Genomic DNA, 16267 nt, shown 5'->3' with positions numbered 1-16267 from the left:
CTATGCCAAGAGGAAGAAGACAAAATACTCAGCCAGCACGATTGCAAGAGGCACTGGTGCTGCACAAATATATTCTGAGTCTCTTGGGATGCAAAGACCTGGAGGCGCTGAGCCGAGACCTGAAAGACCCTGCACTTGAGGGTGTGGACGATGAGGGCGTTTCACGATTGTATTATATGTTGAAGCAGCATCAGTACGACCTGCACATACCACAGGAGAAATTGTTTGAGTACGACCAAAATATTGTGCGCCATACCAGCGAAATAAACGAAAAGCGACCAGAGAAGATACAGTGGAAGTATTATCAGTATCTGGCACTGCTGTTTACGGAGGTTTATTTGGATCGATACTTTGCGAACCGAGAGCAATTGCGACAGGACATCAACACCTTCCTGAATGATGATTTCAATTTCCGTGCAGAGACCTGGCACGGAATGGATGACTTCAAGGAGGATGATATGAATAAATTGGCCTATTGGTGTGCCACAGGCTCTGGAAAGACGCTGATGATGCACGTCAATATCAAGCAGTATCTGCATTATGCAGAGAAATATCATGCTAAGCCACTTAATCGCATCCTGATACTAACGCCTAATGAAGGTCTGTCGAGTCAGCACTTACAGGAGCTGTACTTGTCAAATTTCAGCGCAGAACTTTTCTCTAAACAAGGACGAGGAGGTGCTTTCGCTGGTAAAACTATAGAAGTGATCGACATCAACAAACTGGCCGATACAGATGGAGATAAGACTGTTGCTGTAGAGAGTTTCGAGGGCAATAATCTCGTGTTGGTAGATGAAGGACATCGAGGTGCTAGTGGAGATAAATGGATGAATTATCGCAGCACATTGACTGAAGAAGGCTTTTCTTTTGAGTATTCTGCCACATTTGGACAAGCCATTGCTGCTCAGTCAGGAGCCAGCAGGGATGCGCTGCTGAAGGAATATGGCAAGGCCACACTGTTTGATTACAGCTACCGCTATTTCTATAATGATGGCTACGGCAAGGACTATCGCATCATGAATATGCCTTCGTGGGACAATGAGGAATTGTTGAATATGTATCTGACGGCTTATCTGTTGTGTCTATACGAGCAGACGCTGGTGTATGAGTCAACATCATTGGTAAAGAATCACTTCTTGATCGCACGTCCACTTGGTGTTTTTGTTGGACACAGTGTAATAGCATCAAATGGTAAAAAGAAAACAAGCTTATCTGAAGATGACAAGAAAACAGTATCAGATGTTATCTGGATTCTTCATTTTCTTCAAGCCTTTATCGATAATCCACAAGAGTTTATCGGCTATATCAAACGTCTGCTGAATCCTGAAGATGGCATCAAGAATCCTCGTGGCTATTCTCTCTTTGCCAATAGTTTTATGAAGATAAAAGATGGGCTAAAATTGGGCGAGGAAGATGCTTTCGCACGTAAGACCTACGAGCAGCTGATAGAAAAACTATTCCATAGTACGGTAGCTGGAGCGCATCTGCATATCGATAAACAAAAGGGTGGCGACAAGGAGATAGGTCTGCGTATTGGCAACGCTGATTATTTTGGCGTTATTAATATTGGCGATAGTGACTCATTGGTGAAGCTTTGCGAGGCTAACGGCTTGGACTGTGAGACTAAGGAGTTTGGTACATCATCGCTGTTTACGCAGATAAATAACGATGATTCAACCATCAATATCCTGATAGGTTCGAAGAAATTCAGCGAAGGTTGGAGTAGCTGGCGTGTATCTGCTATGGGACTGATGAACGTAGGTCGCAGTGAAGGTTCAGAGATTATCCAATTGTTTGGCCGTGGTGTACGTCTGAAGGGATTTAAATATTCGCTGAAGCGCAGTAGCGCGCTTGATACAAGCTATAATCCAGGGCCAATTCCGAAAGGTTTGCGTGAAATTGAAACGCTGAATATCTTTGGTGTGAGAGCCGACTATATGGATACCTTCCGCAAATATCTGGAGGATGAAGGATTGCCACACAATGAAGAGACCTATACGCCTATACAGATTCCAACAGTTAACCTATTGGGTGAAAAGCGCCTGAAGATTGTTCGCCTAAAGAAAGGCTACGACTTCAAGAAGATGGTGACAGTGAAGCCTGAAGACATGATGAAAGGTATGAAGGTAAAAGTGGACTGGACGCCTAAGGTTGATGCCATTTGGAGTCAACGGGCAGGTGTGGATACAGCAGCAGAAATGACTGAGAGAAAGTTGTATCCAAAGCATCTGAATTTGCTGAATTGGAACCGTATCTTCTTTGCCATCGAGCAGATGAAGAACGAGCGCAGCTGGTACAATATGGAGATTAGCGTAGAGGTGTTGCACAACTTAATGCTCATACCAGATTGGTATGAACTGACCATACAGGATGCTGACTTGGAGTTTCATGACTTTGGCCGCGACGTGGCACGTTGGGAGGAAATCACTATTGCGCTACTGCGTGGCTATATCGAAAGAGCCTATAAGCGGAGTAAAGGCAAGTGGGAGTCGAAATACATGGAAACGGTCTATATCGACCAAAACGACCCCAACTTCTTTGATGAATATACTGTGGAGGTTCGTAACGACCAACAGGAATGGATTGACAAGCTGATGGAACTGCGCGAGCAGATTATCTCGGGCAATCTGGAACGAGACTATCAGATCAATGGACATTGGCTGGCAATGCGTTTTGACCAGCATCTGTTTTATCCCATCTTGTGTTTAAACGAAAAAGATGCAAGTGGTAGAAAGGTAATGGTTGACCAAGATACTAACGAGCCATTGGTGAAGATATCACCTGTAGCGCTTAATTCTGGTGAGAGAGGGTTTGTAAATTATATCCGTGACTATTACGATATGCATAAGGATGATTTGCTGAAAGGCAAGGAGATCTATCTGCTGCGCAACGAGAGCCGCAAAGGCATTGGCTTCTTTGAGGCCAGCGGCTTCTATCCAGATTTTATCCTTTGGGTAAACGAGGGACAGAAGCAACGAGTCATATTCATCGACCCCAAGGGTATTCGAAACCTGCAAGGATTGGAGCATCCCAAGATTCAGCTCTTCAAGACTTTGAAAGAAGAGGTTGAGCCAACCTTAAATGATCCAGACATCTCACTCGATAGCTATATCATCTCTAATACTCCATATAGAGAAATACATTTATGGGGCGAACGTCCTAAGTTCTTGGAGAATCACGTACTCTTCGATCGTGACGAGGAGTATGTAAAGACGCTGTTTGGATAAAAACACTCGCCGCCCTTGCAAGAGCAGACTGCATAGGCGGCGATTGTACAGGGCCAGTGATGCCCTGGGTGTCAAGCTACGCCTAACAGCTCGATTTCGAAGATGAGCGTAGAGCCGCCGGGGATGCCTGGTTGCGAGAATTTGCCATAGCCCATTTCGGCAGGGATGTAGAGCTCCCACTTGTCGCCGATGTGCATCTGTTGCATGGCGATGATCCATCCCTCTATCAGGTCACAGAGCCTGCAGGCCAACGGCACACTGTCGCGACTGCTGTCGAACTGCTTCCCGTCGAGTGCTTCGATAAAAACACATAGGTCACTGATTTATAATGAATTATCCAAATTTTTAGGTAACTTTTCGGTTGTTTGTGGTGATTTTGTTCGGTCGTTTGTAGCGAGTTCGTTCGGTTGTTTGTGATTTTTATGGGTGTTTTGATTGAAAAGTGTATTTTTTTAGCCTGAAATCTTATTGAAAAGTGTAGTTTTTGGCCTCCAAAACCTATTGAAAAGTGTAAAAAACGTCATAAAAGGTGGTACGTACCCCACTTAAAATGGAGGTATGTATGATAAACACAAAAAAAGAGACATCGTTTAAGCGATGTCTCTTGGAGGGTGTCCGGTGGGACTCGATCGAACCCACGACATTCAGCGCTCGGCCGCAGGACGCTTGCAAGGCAAGAACCACAAGCGGATCATCATCAAATGACAGACCTTTTTCAAATCTGATGCAAAAGTAGATAAAGTAATCAAATAAGAAAAATATTTTTTTATTTCTTCTTCATTTTACTTGTATATTCAGGGATAATTTGTATCTTTGCAAAATAATAACCGTCATTATTATAATGACCATTATCATTTCGGGTTATGAAGTTCTATGATAGAGAGTCAGAGCAGCAACTGCTCAAAGAGGTTTTGGATCAAAGTAAACGTGAGGCGCGAATGACTGTCCTCATGGGGCGCAGACGTATCGGTAAGACGGAACTATCGCAAAGATGTGGGGATGAAAGCATCCTTTATTTCTTCGTTGGTAAGAAAGCAGAGTCGCTGCTATGTCAGGATTTTGTTGCCGAGATTACCAATAAACTTGGAGTGCCGGTTTTGGGACAGGCAAACTCCTTCGCCGAGATCTTTAAGTTCGTGCTCAAGCTTTCAGAGAGCAGAGCGTTCACATTGGTTATTGATGAGTTCCAGAATTTCCAGAAGGTAAACCCGACGGTGTTCAGCGATATGCAGCGTGACTGGGACTTGTGGAAACGGAAGAGTCACTTGAACCTGATTATCAGCGGATCTGTCTTTACACTGATGAAGAAAATCTTCGAGGACTATGAGGAACCGCTTTTCGGACGTGCCGATGAGAAACTGACGCTTCAGCCATTCAAAACAGATGTATTGAAAGACATCCTACACGACTTTAACCCCGAATATACGCCAGAGGACTTGCTGGCATTGTTCAGCATTACGGGTGGCGTTGCTTGGTATGTCACGCTGCTGCTTGACCGTGGAAAGACCCGTAAGAACAAGATGCTGGCTGCATTGACAGAAGAAAATTCTCCCTTTATCAATGAAGGTAAAAACATTCTGATAGAGGAGTTTGGAACCGACTATGTTATCTATTTCTCTATCCTGACTTGCATTGCCAGTGGTATGAAGACTAGTGCGGAAATCAAGAACGAACTGGGTATCGAAAATATCAGCAGCTATCTGTCACGCCTGGAGGATTATTATGGACTGATTAGCAAGTACCAGCCCATCTTTGCCAAAGAGAGCAGCAAGAAGTTGCGCTATCAGTTGGATGACTGCTTCCTGATATTTTGGTTCCGCTTCTTTTTCAAGTATCAGGCTTTGGTGGAAAATAAGGCACTGAAAGCTCTTGGTGACATCATCAAGCGCGACTATGATGGTCTGTCAGGGCTGATGATGGAGCGTTACTTTGTCCGTAAGTTCCAGGAGGAAGGACGGTACATCGTCGGCAAATGGTGGGACAGAAAAGGCTTCAACGAGGTAGACCTTGTGGTGGTTGACCCCATAGGGAAAGAAGCATGGGTATATGAATTGAAGAAAGACGTGAGCCGTTACGACGAGGCCTCCTTCAAGGAGAAAGTTGACACGATGGTAGCCCAGACCCCGGAACTACGCAAGATGACCATTCACATCGGCTTACTCACTAAGGAGGATATGTAAAAATGATATAACTAAAAACCTAAGATATTAATGACAATGGGATTATCAAAATCGCGCTACACAGCTTTATGCTAGTGCCCGAAGAACCTCTTTACATAATTTCAAATTTAGAAACATCCTCTTCGCTTGAGAATGCCTATTCCCTCCATTTTAAAGGAATGTGTCTGAAAGATCCAAATAGGACTCTTTGCTGGAATACCTAATGAAGTTCTGGTATGTTGTTTCAAATCTGATGCAAAAGTAGAAAAATAATCAAATAAAATATTCCTATGCTCCTTTCATTTGAGAAGGTGAAATCAATATTGGGAGTAGCAATAAAAAAACTCCTGTAAGATGGACTTACAGGAGCTTTCTTGGAGGGTGCCCGGTGGGACTCGAACCCACGACATTCAGAACCACAATCTGACGCTCTAACCAACTGAACTACGGGCACCATGTTGTCTTTTGTTTGAGAGCTTGCTTTCAACTGTATAAGCGAACTTATTGTCTCAGCTGCTCTGCTGTTGGTTTTGCGGGTGCAAAGGTACGTCTTTTATTTGATATTGCCAAATAAAATGGCGACTTTTTTCGAAAAAACTTCAAATAAATGAAGATTACTCTGCTTTCTGCTCATCAGCCTGTGCAGGAGCGGCCTCTTCTGCAGGTGCGGCTGCCTCTTCCTGCTGTGCAGGACTAGCTCCGAAAGCGGGAACATTGTTGGGATTAGCCTCAGGAGACTCAATGCCATTGAGCACGGCAGGAGCTTCGTTTTGAGCTGTGGGGAGAACATACGCGCAAGCAATGCTTACAACAACCATGAAGGCTGCAAGGCCCCATGTGGCTTTCTCAATGAAATCAGTGGTCTTACGAACACCACCAATCTGGTTGTAAGATGCGAAGTTTGATGCCAAACCACCACCTTTTGACTCTTGAATCAGCACAATGCCAACCATGAGCAAAGCTGCGATTACGATGAGGATAATGAATAATGTGTACATCTTTTTTACTTTTTATTTTTATTATTATTTATAATCAATTTCTCTAAGAAACGAATTTGGTCTGCAAAGTAAGCATTTTTTTTCGGATAATCCAAACTTAATCGCTGAATTATTTCTAAAGCTTTGGAATAATTTCCTTGTTTGATATAAATTCGAGCTAAAGTTTCTGTGAAATAGTCTTCACCTGCAGCTTTTCCTTCTTCGGTGCTGTCTTCTTCGAGTTCCGGTCTTAGGGTAGGGGTCTCTGGGAGAACAATTTTGCCCGTGTCATTATTTATGAATGAGTCGATGAGGCTCTGTCCTTTGAGTCTTGGCACAGAGTCTTCTTCCTGATAGTCCTCGCATTCAAGGAGATAAGCCACGTAATCGACAGCGGCATCAGCGGGCGTAGGCTTGCGTTTTGCCTTCTTTTTGTCAGTTTCGGGTTCGTTCTCCTTGGGGATAGAATCCAGGAAGTTGTCAATGAGCGACAGTGTGCGGGTAGAGGTGTCGGCAGACGCCTCGTCCATGGTAGCTTTCGACGTGGTAGCTGTCTCGCTGTTTTTACGCAGCTGGTAGTGGGCTGCCTCTATCATCTGGAAAAGCACGCGTCGGTCGGTGATATAGATGGCTGCCCGACGCAGTTCTGTATCGAACGAGGGATCATGCAGCAGATAGAGATTCTGCAGCATGAGCAGTCGTGCGGTCTGGAAATAGGGATAGAGCGCGAGCATGGAGCGCAACTCGTAGAGAGTGTCGCGATCCAGGCGTTCAGGGTGTTTGATGAGCTCTGCTATTTCCATGATTTCGATGTTGATTAATGGCTTACCAGTTGGCTACTGTGGCATTGAAGATCTGGTCGCAGATATCTTTCACCATCTGGGTGACCAACTCTTCTTGCACGGCGTTGAGTGACTGGGTCGTTTCGTAGGTTGCTGTAGAGGTGAACTGGCGTTCGAAGTCTTCAGCATGATTCTTGTTGTTGGTGAAACGTACGTTGACAGTCATCGACAGCTCCGTCTGTGCCGAGTAGCCCTCGCTGCTTACAGACTTGTTGCGCTGTTCATAGCGTGTGATCTCACCATCAATCTTTAGGTCGCCATTGCGTTTCACCTGCATCAGCTTGGTGTGATTGGCGAACTGGTCTTTCAGTTGATTATTGAAAATGTTGGCCATAGGTCCCCACACATAGTTAGAACGAATGGGGAAATCGGCCAGTGTGATGGTCTTTGTCTTGTTGTAGTCGATGCTGGCGCCGTTGAACTTATAGCTCACCGAGCATGACATCAGGATGAGACAAGTGAGAACAGCCATGCCGAACTGCTTCAGACGACGATAAAGCGTGCGGTCGCTGATGCCCAGTTCCTGTGCAGCTTTCTTGCGATTGCCTCCGTTGCGTTCCAGTGCCTTCTCCAGCATCTGACGTCCCATCTCGCTGAGGTTCAGGTTCTCTTGTTCAGGCTGTGGGTCAATGTATTCCTCGGCCTCGGCCTCTTCAAGAATAGGAGTGATGGGATTGATGGTCTGAATGGGGTTGATGGCCTGAGTGGGGGCCGTCTTCACGTCTTCCATCTGCTTCTTCAGCTGGCTCATCTCGCGGCGCATGTCGTTGACGTTGCCACGCAACTCGAAGAGGATCTTATAAAGAATCTCGCGCTCGTTCTCGAACGAGTGGTCGCTACCTTTGTTGACCACCGCCAATTGCGTGCTCTCGCGATCCTGCGGTATGAACTGCGACAGAATCTCGGGTGTGATCAGTCGGTTGGGGCTGAGAATGGAAATCTGCTCTGTGATGTTCTTCAGTTGGCGCACGTTTCCCGGCCATTTGTAGCGTGTCAGCATCTGTTTGGCCTCGTCGGTCAACTGAATACGTTCCATCTTGTATTTGTCTGCCATCTGCATGGCAAAGAGACGGAACAGCAGCACGATGTCTTCTCCGCGTTCGCGCAGAGGAGGCATCTGTATGGGGATGGAGTTAAGACGATAATAGAGGTCTTCGCGGAAGCGACCTTCGCTGATGGCCTGACGGATGTTCACGTTGGTGGCAGCTACGATGCGTACATCAGTCTTGCGCACCTCGGTAGCACCAACGGGAATGTATTCGCCAGTCTCCAGCACACGCAGCAAGCGGGCCTGGGTGGCCAAGGGCAGTTCGCCCACCTCGTCAAGGAACAATGTGCCCTTGTTGGCCACGCCAAAGTAGCCAGGTGAGTCGTTGATAGCACCCGTGAACGAACCCTTGATGTGGCCGAAAAGCTCAGAGTCGATGGTGCCCTCGGGAATAGAACCACAGTTGATGGCGAAGTATTTCTCGCGTTTGCGAGGAGAATTGTCGTGAATAACGCGTGGGATAATCTCTTTACCCACACCGCTCTCGCCTACGATGAGTACGCTCAAATCAGTTGGCGCCACCTGTAGGGCGACGTCAAGTACATGGTTCAACGCCTCGCAGTTGCCCACGATGTTGTACCTCTGTTTGATGCTTTGTAGTTCTGTACTCTTCATAATTGGCTGACAAAATTACATATTTTTTCTGAGAATACTGCAATTCTGGCAGAAAAATTACTGATTTTGCTCTTTCTTAGGCTGTGAGCGGAAACGCACTTTCTCGCTCTCGTCTCGCTTCTCGTGGTAGAGCTTTGGCAGCGGGTTGGCCAGAGGCTCGTCGTAGTTGTGGCGATTGCGATAGATGTCGAGTGCCGCATAGATGGCGTTGCGCATAGACTGTGCGTCCATCTCGTTTCGTCCGGCCAGATTGAAGTAGGCACCATGTGCAGGTGCCGTGCGAACCATGTCGAGTCCGGTGGTGAAGCGCACGCCGTTCTCTGGGGTTAGGGTCTTGAAAGGAGTCTGTCCCTGATCGTGATACATGGCCAGCACACCATCGAAGTAACTGTAGCTGCCGTGTCCGAAGAAGTCGTCGGCAGCGTAGGGACCAAAGGCCTGGATGCTCTTCTCGGCCAGTTCCTCTACAGCGGGTACGATAATCTCCTGCTCCTCGTCGCCCAGCGCACCATCCTCGCCACAGCGAGGGTTCAGAGCCAGGATGGCAATACGTGGATTTGCAATGCGCAGGTCGCGGCGCAGCGACTCGTGGAAGAGGATTGTCTTCTCCACAATCTTTTGTTTGGTGATAGACTCAGCCACGTCTTTGATTGCCACATGGTTGGTGACCAATGCAACGCGAAGTCCGTCGTTCATTAGGATGGTCAGTCCCTTCTTGCCATCGTTCATCTGGCGCTCAATATAGCTGGTGTGCCCATTGAATCCGCCAATGCTGTTTTTGAATACAGGAGCTGTGACCAGTACGTCGAACGCCCCGTTCTTGTAGTCCTCGATGGCGCAGTCGATGGCCACCTTGGCAGCCTCGCCGGCTTCTGGGGTTGGTGTGCCCAGGTCCACTTTTACTTCACCTTTGATAACATCCAGCAAGTTCAGCTGTCCGTCACGTGCCTCGCTGGCATTTTTGATGACGTTGAAGCGTGGCATTGCCTCTAACATCTTACCATAGTATTCAGCCAGTTTGGGCGAGCCATAGATGATGGGTGTGCATAGTTCCAACATTGCGGGGTCTTCGAAGGCTTTGAGAATGACTTCGTAACCTACGCCGTTGGTATCTCCGTGGGTAATAGCTACCCTGATTTTCTTTTCTTCCATATTTAGTTATTGATAGTATTATCAGGATTGTTGTGACTTCTGTGCCGTGCTCAGCAGGCCGCATGCTGCAAAGATGTCTTGTCCACGACTGGCTCGGATGGTGGTAAATACACCGTGCTGGGTGAGGTAGTCGCGCAGTTGTTCCATGCGAGCCTCGTTGGCACTGGGCAGGTCCACATCTGGAATCTCGTGAAAACGAATCAGGTTGACGCGACACTCCAGCCCCTCGACCAGCTTGATAATCTCCTTGGCATGCGTCAGCGAATCGTTGAGTCCGCCAAAACAGATGTATTCAAACGAACAACGGCGTTGGTGGGTGAAGTCATACTGCTTCAGTAGCTCCACCGTCTCGGCGATAGGCATTGCCTTTTCTGCCGGCATCAGACTGAGACGCTGTTCGTGCAGTGGTGAGTGCATAGAGATAGCCACGTGGCATTCGCTCTCGTCGAGGAAGCGCTTCAGCTTGCTCTTCACGCCTACGGAGCTCACCGTGATGCGTTTCGGGCTCCAGGCATATCCATCTGGCGAGGTCAGCAGGTTGGTGACCTGAAGCACACTGTCCAGATTGTCCATCGGTTCTCCCTGTCCCATAAATACGATATTGGTGAGCAGTTCTCGTTCCGGCAGCGAATAGATCTGGTTCAGAATGTCGGCAGCAGTCAGGCTGCCCTCGAAACCCTGCTTGCCTGTCTGACAGAACAAGCAGTTCATCTTGCATCCCACCTGACTAGACACGCACAGCGTACCTCTGTCGCCATCGGGTATGAATACCGTTTCAACGAATTTCTGCGCCTTGTTGTCGCCATTCTCAGCGCTGTCAGCAAATTCCGAACACCTCACAGGAAACAAGTATTTCACGGTGCCATCCACCGAGCGCTGGCAGTGCAGGGGCTCCATGGCTCCAACGCAGAAATCCTCGGCCAGTCGTTCGCGGTTGGCTTTCGAGAGGTTTGTCATCTCGTCGATGCTCTTCACGTGCTTATCATATAGCCACTTAGCAATCTGTCCGCCTGTGAAGGCTGGCATGCCAAGTTGCTTCACCAACTCTTTCAGTTGTGAAACAGAAAGGCCCATGAGCACTTTTTTTCTATTGTTCATGCTGCAAAGGTACGTAATTTTTTCGATATGTTTCGTCAATTTCGTTGAAAATGATTACTTTTGCACATAAAATTCTAAAACGATGAAAGGGACGATTGATTTTTTCATGCCTTGTAATGATATACAAGACGTGGCTCCCGTGCTGGAGCAACTGCGTGCCAGCGTGTTGGTGCGCAATATTTGCCTGCTTGTCAACAAACCTCTTGATGTCATTCCCGAGGAATGTACCACGCTGGTGGTCAAGGACGTGACCTCTACGGAGACCCTAAAGCAGGTGGCACAGCTGTCTTTATCCGACTATGTCGTCTTGTTGACCAAACCTGTACCTCTGTCCTTGGGCGAAGGCGCCTTGGAACGCATGGCTCAGGCAGCCAACGACAGTCAGGCTTCGATGGTCTATGCCGACCACTGGGAGCGAAAGATAGGCGAGGGTGGGGAGCAGTCTGTCGAGAAGCATCCAGCCATCGACTATCAGTTGGGCTCCATCCGTGATGACTTCGACTTCGGATCACTCTGGTTGTTGCGTGGTTCTTTGATGCGCCGCTGGGCACAGGAAGAGGCCGATACCTTGTATATATATGGCGGACTCTATCAGTTGCGCCTCTACCTGAGCCGACAGGGTGCCCTTTTGCACCTGAACGAGTTGCTCTATACCGAGGTAGAGTACGATAACCGTGCCTCAGGGGTGAAACAGTTTGACTATGTGAACCCCGCTAACCGCGATGTGCAGATAGAGATGGAGCAGGTGGCCACCGAGCATCTGAAAGCCATCAATGCCCTGGTTGACCCTTCCGAGGTAATCGACGTGGATTACGACGAGCAGAACTTTGCCGTGGAGGCCTCTGTGATTATCCCTGTGTTTAACCGCGAGAAGACCATTGTGGATGCGGTGAAGAGCGCCATGAGCCAGGAGACTTCCTTTAAGTATAATGTCATCGTGGTGGATAATCATTCTACCGATAACACAAGTGCCCTTTTAAAGGAAGTAAACCAATCGTTTGCTGCCGGAAAACTTATCGTTTTAACACCCGAAAGAACCGATCTCGGTATCGGAGGCTGCTGGAACTTGGCCGTGAACGATACCCATTGCGGACGCTTTGCCGTACAGCTGGACTCGGACGACCTCTATAGCTCGCCAAAGACTCTGCAGACCATTGTCAATGCCTTCCGCGAACAGAAGGCTGCCATGGTGGTAGGCTCCTATCGCATGTGCGATTTCGACCTGAATACCCTGCCCCCAGGACTCATCGCCCACAAGGAGTGGACCGAGGAGAATGGTCCCAACAACGCCTTGCGTATCAACGGACTTGGTGCTCCGCGTGCCTTCTTCACACCCCTGCTGCGCCAGTTCCAGTTGCCCAACACCAGCTATGGCGAAGACTACGCCATGGGTCTGATGTTCTCGCGCTGCTATCGCATTGGCCGCATCTACGACGAGCTCTATCTGTGTCGCCGATGGGGTGGCAATAGCGATGCCGCTCTCAGCATAGACCGCATCAATGCCAACAACCTGTACAAGGACCGTCTTCGCACCCTGGAGATACAGGCACGTCAGCGCATGAATGCAGGAAACCATGATCTGTGCGACAGCGCTATAGACCGATTCTTCTTCCGCCAGATGAAGGTGTGGCCCGACACCCGCCGTCGCTATCGCGAACTTGAACATGTGGAGGTTCGCGAGCTGGCACCACAGAATGCCGACCAGGCCACCTTTGACCTGAAAGTGCAATATAATCCTGCCCGCATCGGCTCCACAGGCGCTAATATCTCAAAGAAGGCATTGGCCGAGCGCCCCTGTTTCCTTTGTGCCAAGAATCGTCCGCAGGAACAGATGATGAAGACGCTGGACGGCAACTACGAGTTGCTGGTCAACCCATTCCCCATACTCCCCATGCACTTCACGATACCCGTTCGCCGTCATCGTCCGCAGCAAATCCGCCCTATGTTTGGCGAGATGATGCAGCTGTTGGACAAATACCCAGAGCTGACAGTCTTCTATAATGGTCCGCGTTGTGGCGCATCGGCACCCGATCATGCCCATCTGCAGGCTGGCAGCACAGGCGTATTGCCCTTGCAGAAAGAGTGGCAGCGATTGTCGCGCAACCTGGTCACCGTGGTACAGAAAGACGAAGACACAGGTATCTATGTGGTAGAAGATTATCCCTGTCCGGCACTGGCCATCCGTTCGCCTAAGCGCCGCAGCGCAGAGCGCCTCTTTATGAGACTTCACGACGTGATGCCCCTGGTCGATGGCGAGACAGAGCCCATGATGAACATCGTGTCGTGGAAGCAAGACGAGAACTATATCGTAGTGGTATTCCCACGCCAGAAGCATCGCCCCGACTGCTACTTCAAAGCCGATGACGAGCAGATGATGATTAGTCCTGGTGCCCTGGATATGGCAGGCCTGATTATCACCCCACGCCGCGAGGACTTCGAGCGCATTGATGCCGATAGCGCCTTTGCCATCTTACGCGAGTGTGCCATCTCTGACGAAGCTCTGCAGACGTTGGTTGAACGACTGAAGCAGCGTTTCTTGACCCCTAAGTCCGATTCTGCTGCTGCACAGTGGATCAAGTCTATTGCTGCTGATGGCGAACCCTCTGTCACCGTGGGTATTGTTAGTGGTGAGAAGCTCGAATTCCAGCTCAATGGCTCGTATACGGCCAAGGGCGAGACGCTGACAGGTCCTCAGGAGGTGAGCATCTCTGAGGGCGGCCTGTTGTGGCGTGGTCAGCAGTATCGTGAGTTGCGCTTCCTGCCTCAAGACGATGCCGCCTCGTTCTCGCTCAACGATGTCACCATCGGCGTTGGCTTCCATTGGGAGCGCCAGGAACAGCAGACCTTCCGTGGCACGTTGCGACTGGTGGTAGAGAGCGACAAAGTGCTGGCTATCAACGAACTGCCTGTAGAACAGTATCTCGAAAGCGTCATCTCGAGCGAGATGAGTGCCACCTCGTCGCCCGAGTTGCTGAAGGCCCATGCCGTCATCTCGCGTTCTTGGCTGTTGTCGCAGAAACAGCGTCGCCAGGACGCTCAGCATGCCACAGGTTTCTTCTCGTTTATCAAGAAAGACGACGAGCTCTTGCGTTGGCACGATCGCGAAGAGCACACCCTGTTTGATGTCTGTGCCGACGACCACTGTCAGCGCTATCAGGGCATCACGCGTGCCTCTTCTCCTGCTGTAGCAGAAGCTATCCGCCAGACGCGCGGACAGGTGCTGGTCTATGCCGGCGAACTGTGTGACGCACGCTTCTCGAAGTGTTGCGGTGGACGCACCGAGGAGTTCCAGTATTGTTGGGAAGATACTCCCAAACCCTATCTTGTCTCTGTCGTTGACCCCTTCTGCAATACCAAAGACAAGCGCGTGCTGCAGCAGGTGCTGAACGACTACGACCAAGAGACCCCCGACTTCTATCGCTGGCGTGTGGAGTACACGCGCGAGCAACTCAGCGAGTTGGTAAACCGCAAACTGAAGATGGACCTGGGTGATATCCTCGACCTGGTACCCCTGGACAGAGGCAAGAGTGGTCGTATCTGGCGACTGAAGATTGTAGGCTCTAAGCGCACGTTTATCATCGGCAAGGAACTCGAGATTCGTCGTACACTCAGCGAGAGCCATCTGTATAGCTCTGACTTCGATGTAGAGCAGCACGACGACCGCATCATTCTGAGCGGACGCGGCTGGGGCCACGGCGTAGGCCTCTGTCAGATAGGCGCTGCCGTGATGGGTGAGAAAGGTTATGGATACGACGAAATACTCCTATATTATTATAGAGGTGCAGAAATTAAACAGGTATATTAACCCTACCAACGTTGCCGAGGCTGAAAATACAACCTGTCGTGGAAGTAATTTATCTAAATAATAAATAATCTATGAATAACAAACGCACAACTCCCTGGGCGTGGATACCAACGCTCTACATGGCTGAGGCGCTGCCATACGTGGCAGTGATGACCATCTCAACCATCATGTACAAGCGACTAGGCATATCCAATACCGACATCGCCCTCTATACTGGCTGGCTCTATCTGCCTTGGGTCATCAAACCCTTCTGGAGCCCCTTTGTTGACCTGATGAAAACCAAGCGCTGGTGGACCGTAGCCATGCAGTTTATCATTGCCATTGGCTTTGCATGCATCGCATTCTCGTTGCCCACCTCGATGTTTTTCCGCCTGACGCTGGCAGCCTTCTGGCTTGTAGCGTTCACATCGGCAACCCATGATATTGCTGCCGATGGCTACTATATGCATGCCCTCGACGACCACGAGCAGTCGTTCTATGTAGGCATCCGCAGCACCTTCTACCGCATTGCCACAGTGGCAGGACAAGGTCTGCTGGTGATACTGGCAGGATGGCTAGAAGAGAAGACAGACAATATCTCTTATGCTTGGATGGTGACCTTTGGCGTGATGTCTGCCCTGTTCCTGGTGGCAGCAGCCTATCACCAGTTCATACTCCCCAAACCCGCCAGCGACAGGCCCTCTAAAGACGTCACCCCTTCCACCGTGTTGAAGGAGTTTGTAGAGACCTTCCGCACCTTCTTTACCAAGAAGAACGCGCTGGTGGCCATCCTCTTTATGCTGCTTTACCGCCTGCCCGAGGCACAGTTGGTGAAGATTATCAACCCCTTTATGCTCGACCCCGTCAAGGATGGCGGACTCGGCCTGACCACCAGTCAGGTGGGTATCGTCTATGGCACTATAGGTATCATCGGCCTGACCATCGGTGGTATCCTGGGAGGTATTGCTGCAGCCCATGGCGGATTGAAACGCTGGCTGTGGCCTATGGTCTGTGCCATCACGCTGCCAGACCTGGTTTACGTCTATCTGAGCTATGCCCAGCCCCAAGACCTGATGCTGATTAATGGCTGCGTCTTTATTGAGCAGTTTGGCTACGGCTTTGGTTTCACCGCCTATATGCTCTACTTGATTTATTTTGCTGAGGGCGAGCACAAAACAGCCCACTATGCCATGAGCACAGGCTTTATGGCACTGGGTATGATGCTGCCAGGCATGATGGCTGGTTGGCTGCAAGAGACCATCGGTTATCAACACTTCTTCGTGTGGACCATGATTTGCTGTGCTGCCACCTTTATCATCTGTGCATTCCTGAAGATTGACCCAGAGTTTGGCAAGAAGAAATAAA

8 protein-coding genes, 1 tRNA gene and 3 pseudogenes are annotated in these 16267 nt (G+C 49.3%); 4 read left to right on the top strand and 8 right to left on the bottom strand.

What is annotated here, in order from left to right; genetic code table 11:
- Positions 1-2: 2 nt before the first annotated feature.
- Positions 3-3227: a DEAD/DEAH box helicase family protein gene (locus T433_RS0103140; protein ID WP_027454814.1), complete on the top strand. Its 3225-nt coding sequence runs from the start codon at positions 3-5 to the stop codon at positions 3225-3227.
- Between the two features lie 71 nt (positions 3228-3298).
- Here T433_RS0103140 and T433_RS14475 read toward each other — a convergent pair.
- Positions 3299-3520 (bottom strand): annotated as a pseudogene (locus T433_RS14475) (FKBP-type peptidyl-prolyl cis-trans isomerase); the annotation flags it as partial.
- A 570-nt stretch (positions 3521-4090) separates the two neighbouring features.
- Here T433_RS14475 and T433_RS0103130 point away from each other — a divergent pair.
- The gene (locus tag T433_RS0103130) at positions 4091-5407 is read left to right on the top strand and encodes an ATP-binding protein (protein WP_027454813.1); all 1317 of its coding nucleotides are present in this window, start codon (positions 4091-4093) and stop codon (positions 5405-5407) included.
- 359 nt (positions 5408-5766) lie between these two features.
- On the opposite strand, the gene T433_RS0103125 is transcribed toward T433_RS0103130, so the two are convergent.
- The 7 genes and pseudogenes from T433_RS0103125 to rlmN form a co-directional block, all read right to left on the bottom strand.
- Positions 5767-5840, bottom strand: a tRNA-His gene (locus T433_RS0103125).
- Positions 5841-6000: 160 nt separating this feature from the next.
- Complete coding sequence (gene secG, locus T433_RS0103120) at positions 6001-6384, bottom strand: preprotein translocase subunit SecG (RefSeq protein ID WP_027449522.1); 384 nt, start codon at positions 6382-6384, stop codon at positions 6001-6003.
- Positions 6385-6389: 5 nt separating this feature from the next.
- Positions 6390-7166 carry a hypothetical protein gene (locus T433_RS0103115; RefSeq protein WP_027454812.1) on the bottom strand — a complete coding sequence of 259 codons (777 nt, stop codon included), beginning with the start codon at positions 7164-7166 and terminating at the stop codon, positions 6390-6392.
- Between the two features lie 22 nt (positions 7167-7188).
- A pseudogene (gene lptE, locus T433_RS16785) lies at positions 7189-7581 on the bottom strand (LPS assembly lipoprotein LptE); the annotation flags it as partial.
- 93 nt (positions 7582-7674) lie between these two features.
- A pseudogene (locus T433_RS14470) lies at positions 7675-8868 on the bottom strand (sigma-54 interaction domain-containing protein); the annotation flags it as partial.
- 57 nt (positions 8869-8925) lie between these two features.
- On the bottom strand, positions 8926-10020 hold the full coding sequence (gene pdxA / locus T433_RS0103105; protein ID WP_027454811.1) for a 4-hydroxythreonine-4-phosphate dehydrogenase PdxA: 1095 nt from the start codon (positions 10018-10020) through the stop codon (positions 8926-8928).
- Between the two features lie 21 nt (positions 10021-10041).
- Complete coding sequence (gene rlmN / locus T433_RS0103100; protein WP_027454810.1) at positions 10042-11118, bottom strand: dual-specificity RNA methyltransferase RlmN; 1077 nt, start codon at positions 11116-11118, stop codon at positions 10042-10044.
- An 82-nt stretch (positions 11119-11200) separates the two neighbouring features.
- Here rlmN and T433_RS16125 point away from each other — a divergent pair, with 82 nt between their 5' ends.
- Positions 11201-14923 (top strand): DUF4922 domain-containing protein, encoded by a 3723-nt coding sequence (locus T433_RS16125; protein ID WP_081778339.1) that lies wholly within the window; start codon positions 11201-11203, stop codon positions 14921-14923.
- A gap of 71 nt (positions 14924-14994) precedes the next feature.
- On the top strand, positions 14995-16266 hold the full coding sequence (locus T433_RS0103090; RefSeq protein WP_027449518.1) for an MFS transporter: 1272 nt from the start codon (positions 14995-14997) through the stop codon (positions 16264-16266).
- Position 16267: the final 1 nt, after the last annotated feature.

Source organism: Xylanibacter brevis ATCC 19188 (assembly GCF_000621725.1).
GTDB classification, from domain to species: domain Bacteria; phylum Bacteroidota; class Bacteroidia; order Bacteroidales; family Bacteroidaceae; genus Prevotella; species Prevotella brevis.
Note: the sequence above shows the minus strand (reverse complement) of the source record. Positions and strands in the feature narration are given on the sequence as shown.

Coding starts and splice junctions, on each gene's coding strand:
- T433_RS0103140 (WP_027454814.1), top strand. CDS start 3: ATGCCAAGAGGAAGAAGACAAAATACTCAGCCAGCACGATTGCAAGAG.
- T433_RS0103130 (WP_027454813.1), top strand. CDS start 4,091: ATGAAGTTCTATGATAGAGAGTCAGAGCAGCAACTGCTCAAAGAGGTT.
- secG (WP_027449522.1), bottom strand. CDS start 6,384: ATGTACACATTATTCATTATCCTCATCGTAATCGCAGCTTTGCTCATG.
- T433_RS0103115 (WP_027454812.1), bottom strand. CDS start 7,166: ATGGAAATAGCAGAGCTCATCAAACACCCTGAACGCCTGGATCGCGAC.
- pdxA (WP_027454811.1), bottom strand. CDS start 10,020: ATGGAAGAAAAGAAAATCAGGGTAGCTATTACCCACGGAGATACCAAC.
- rlmN (WP_027454810.1), bottom strand. CDS start 11,118: ATGAACAATAGAAAAAAAGTGCTCATGGGCCTTTCTGTTTCACAACTG.
- T433_RS16125 (WP_081778339.1), top strand. CDS start 11,201: ATGAAAGGGACGATTGATTTTTTCATGCCTTGTAATGATATACAAGAC.
- T433_RS0103090 (WP_027449518.1), top strand. CDS start 14,995: ATGAATAACAAACGCACAACTCCCTGGGCGTGGATACCAACGCTCTAC.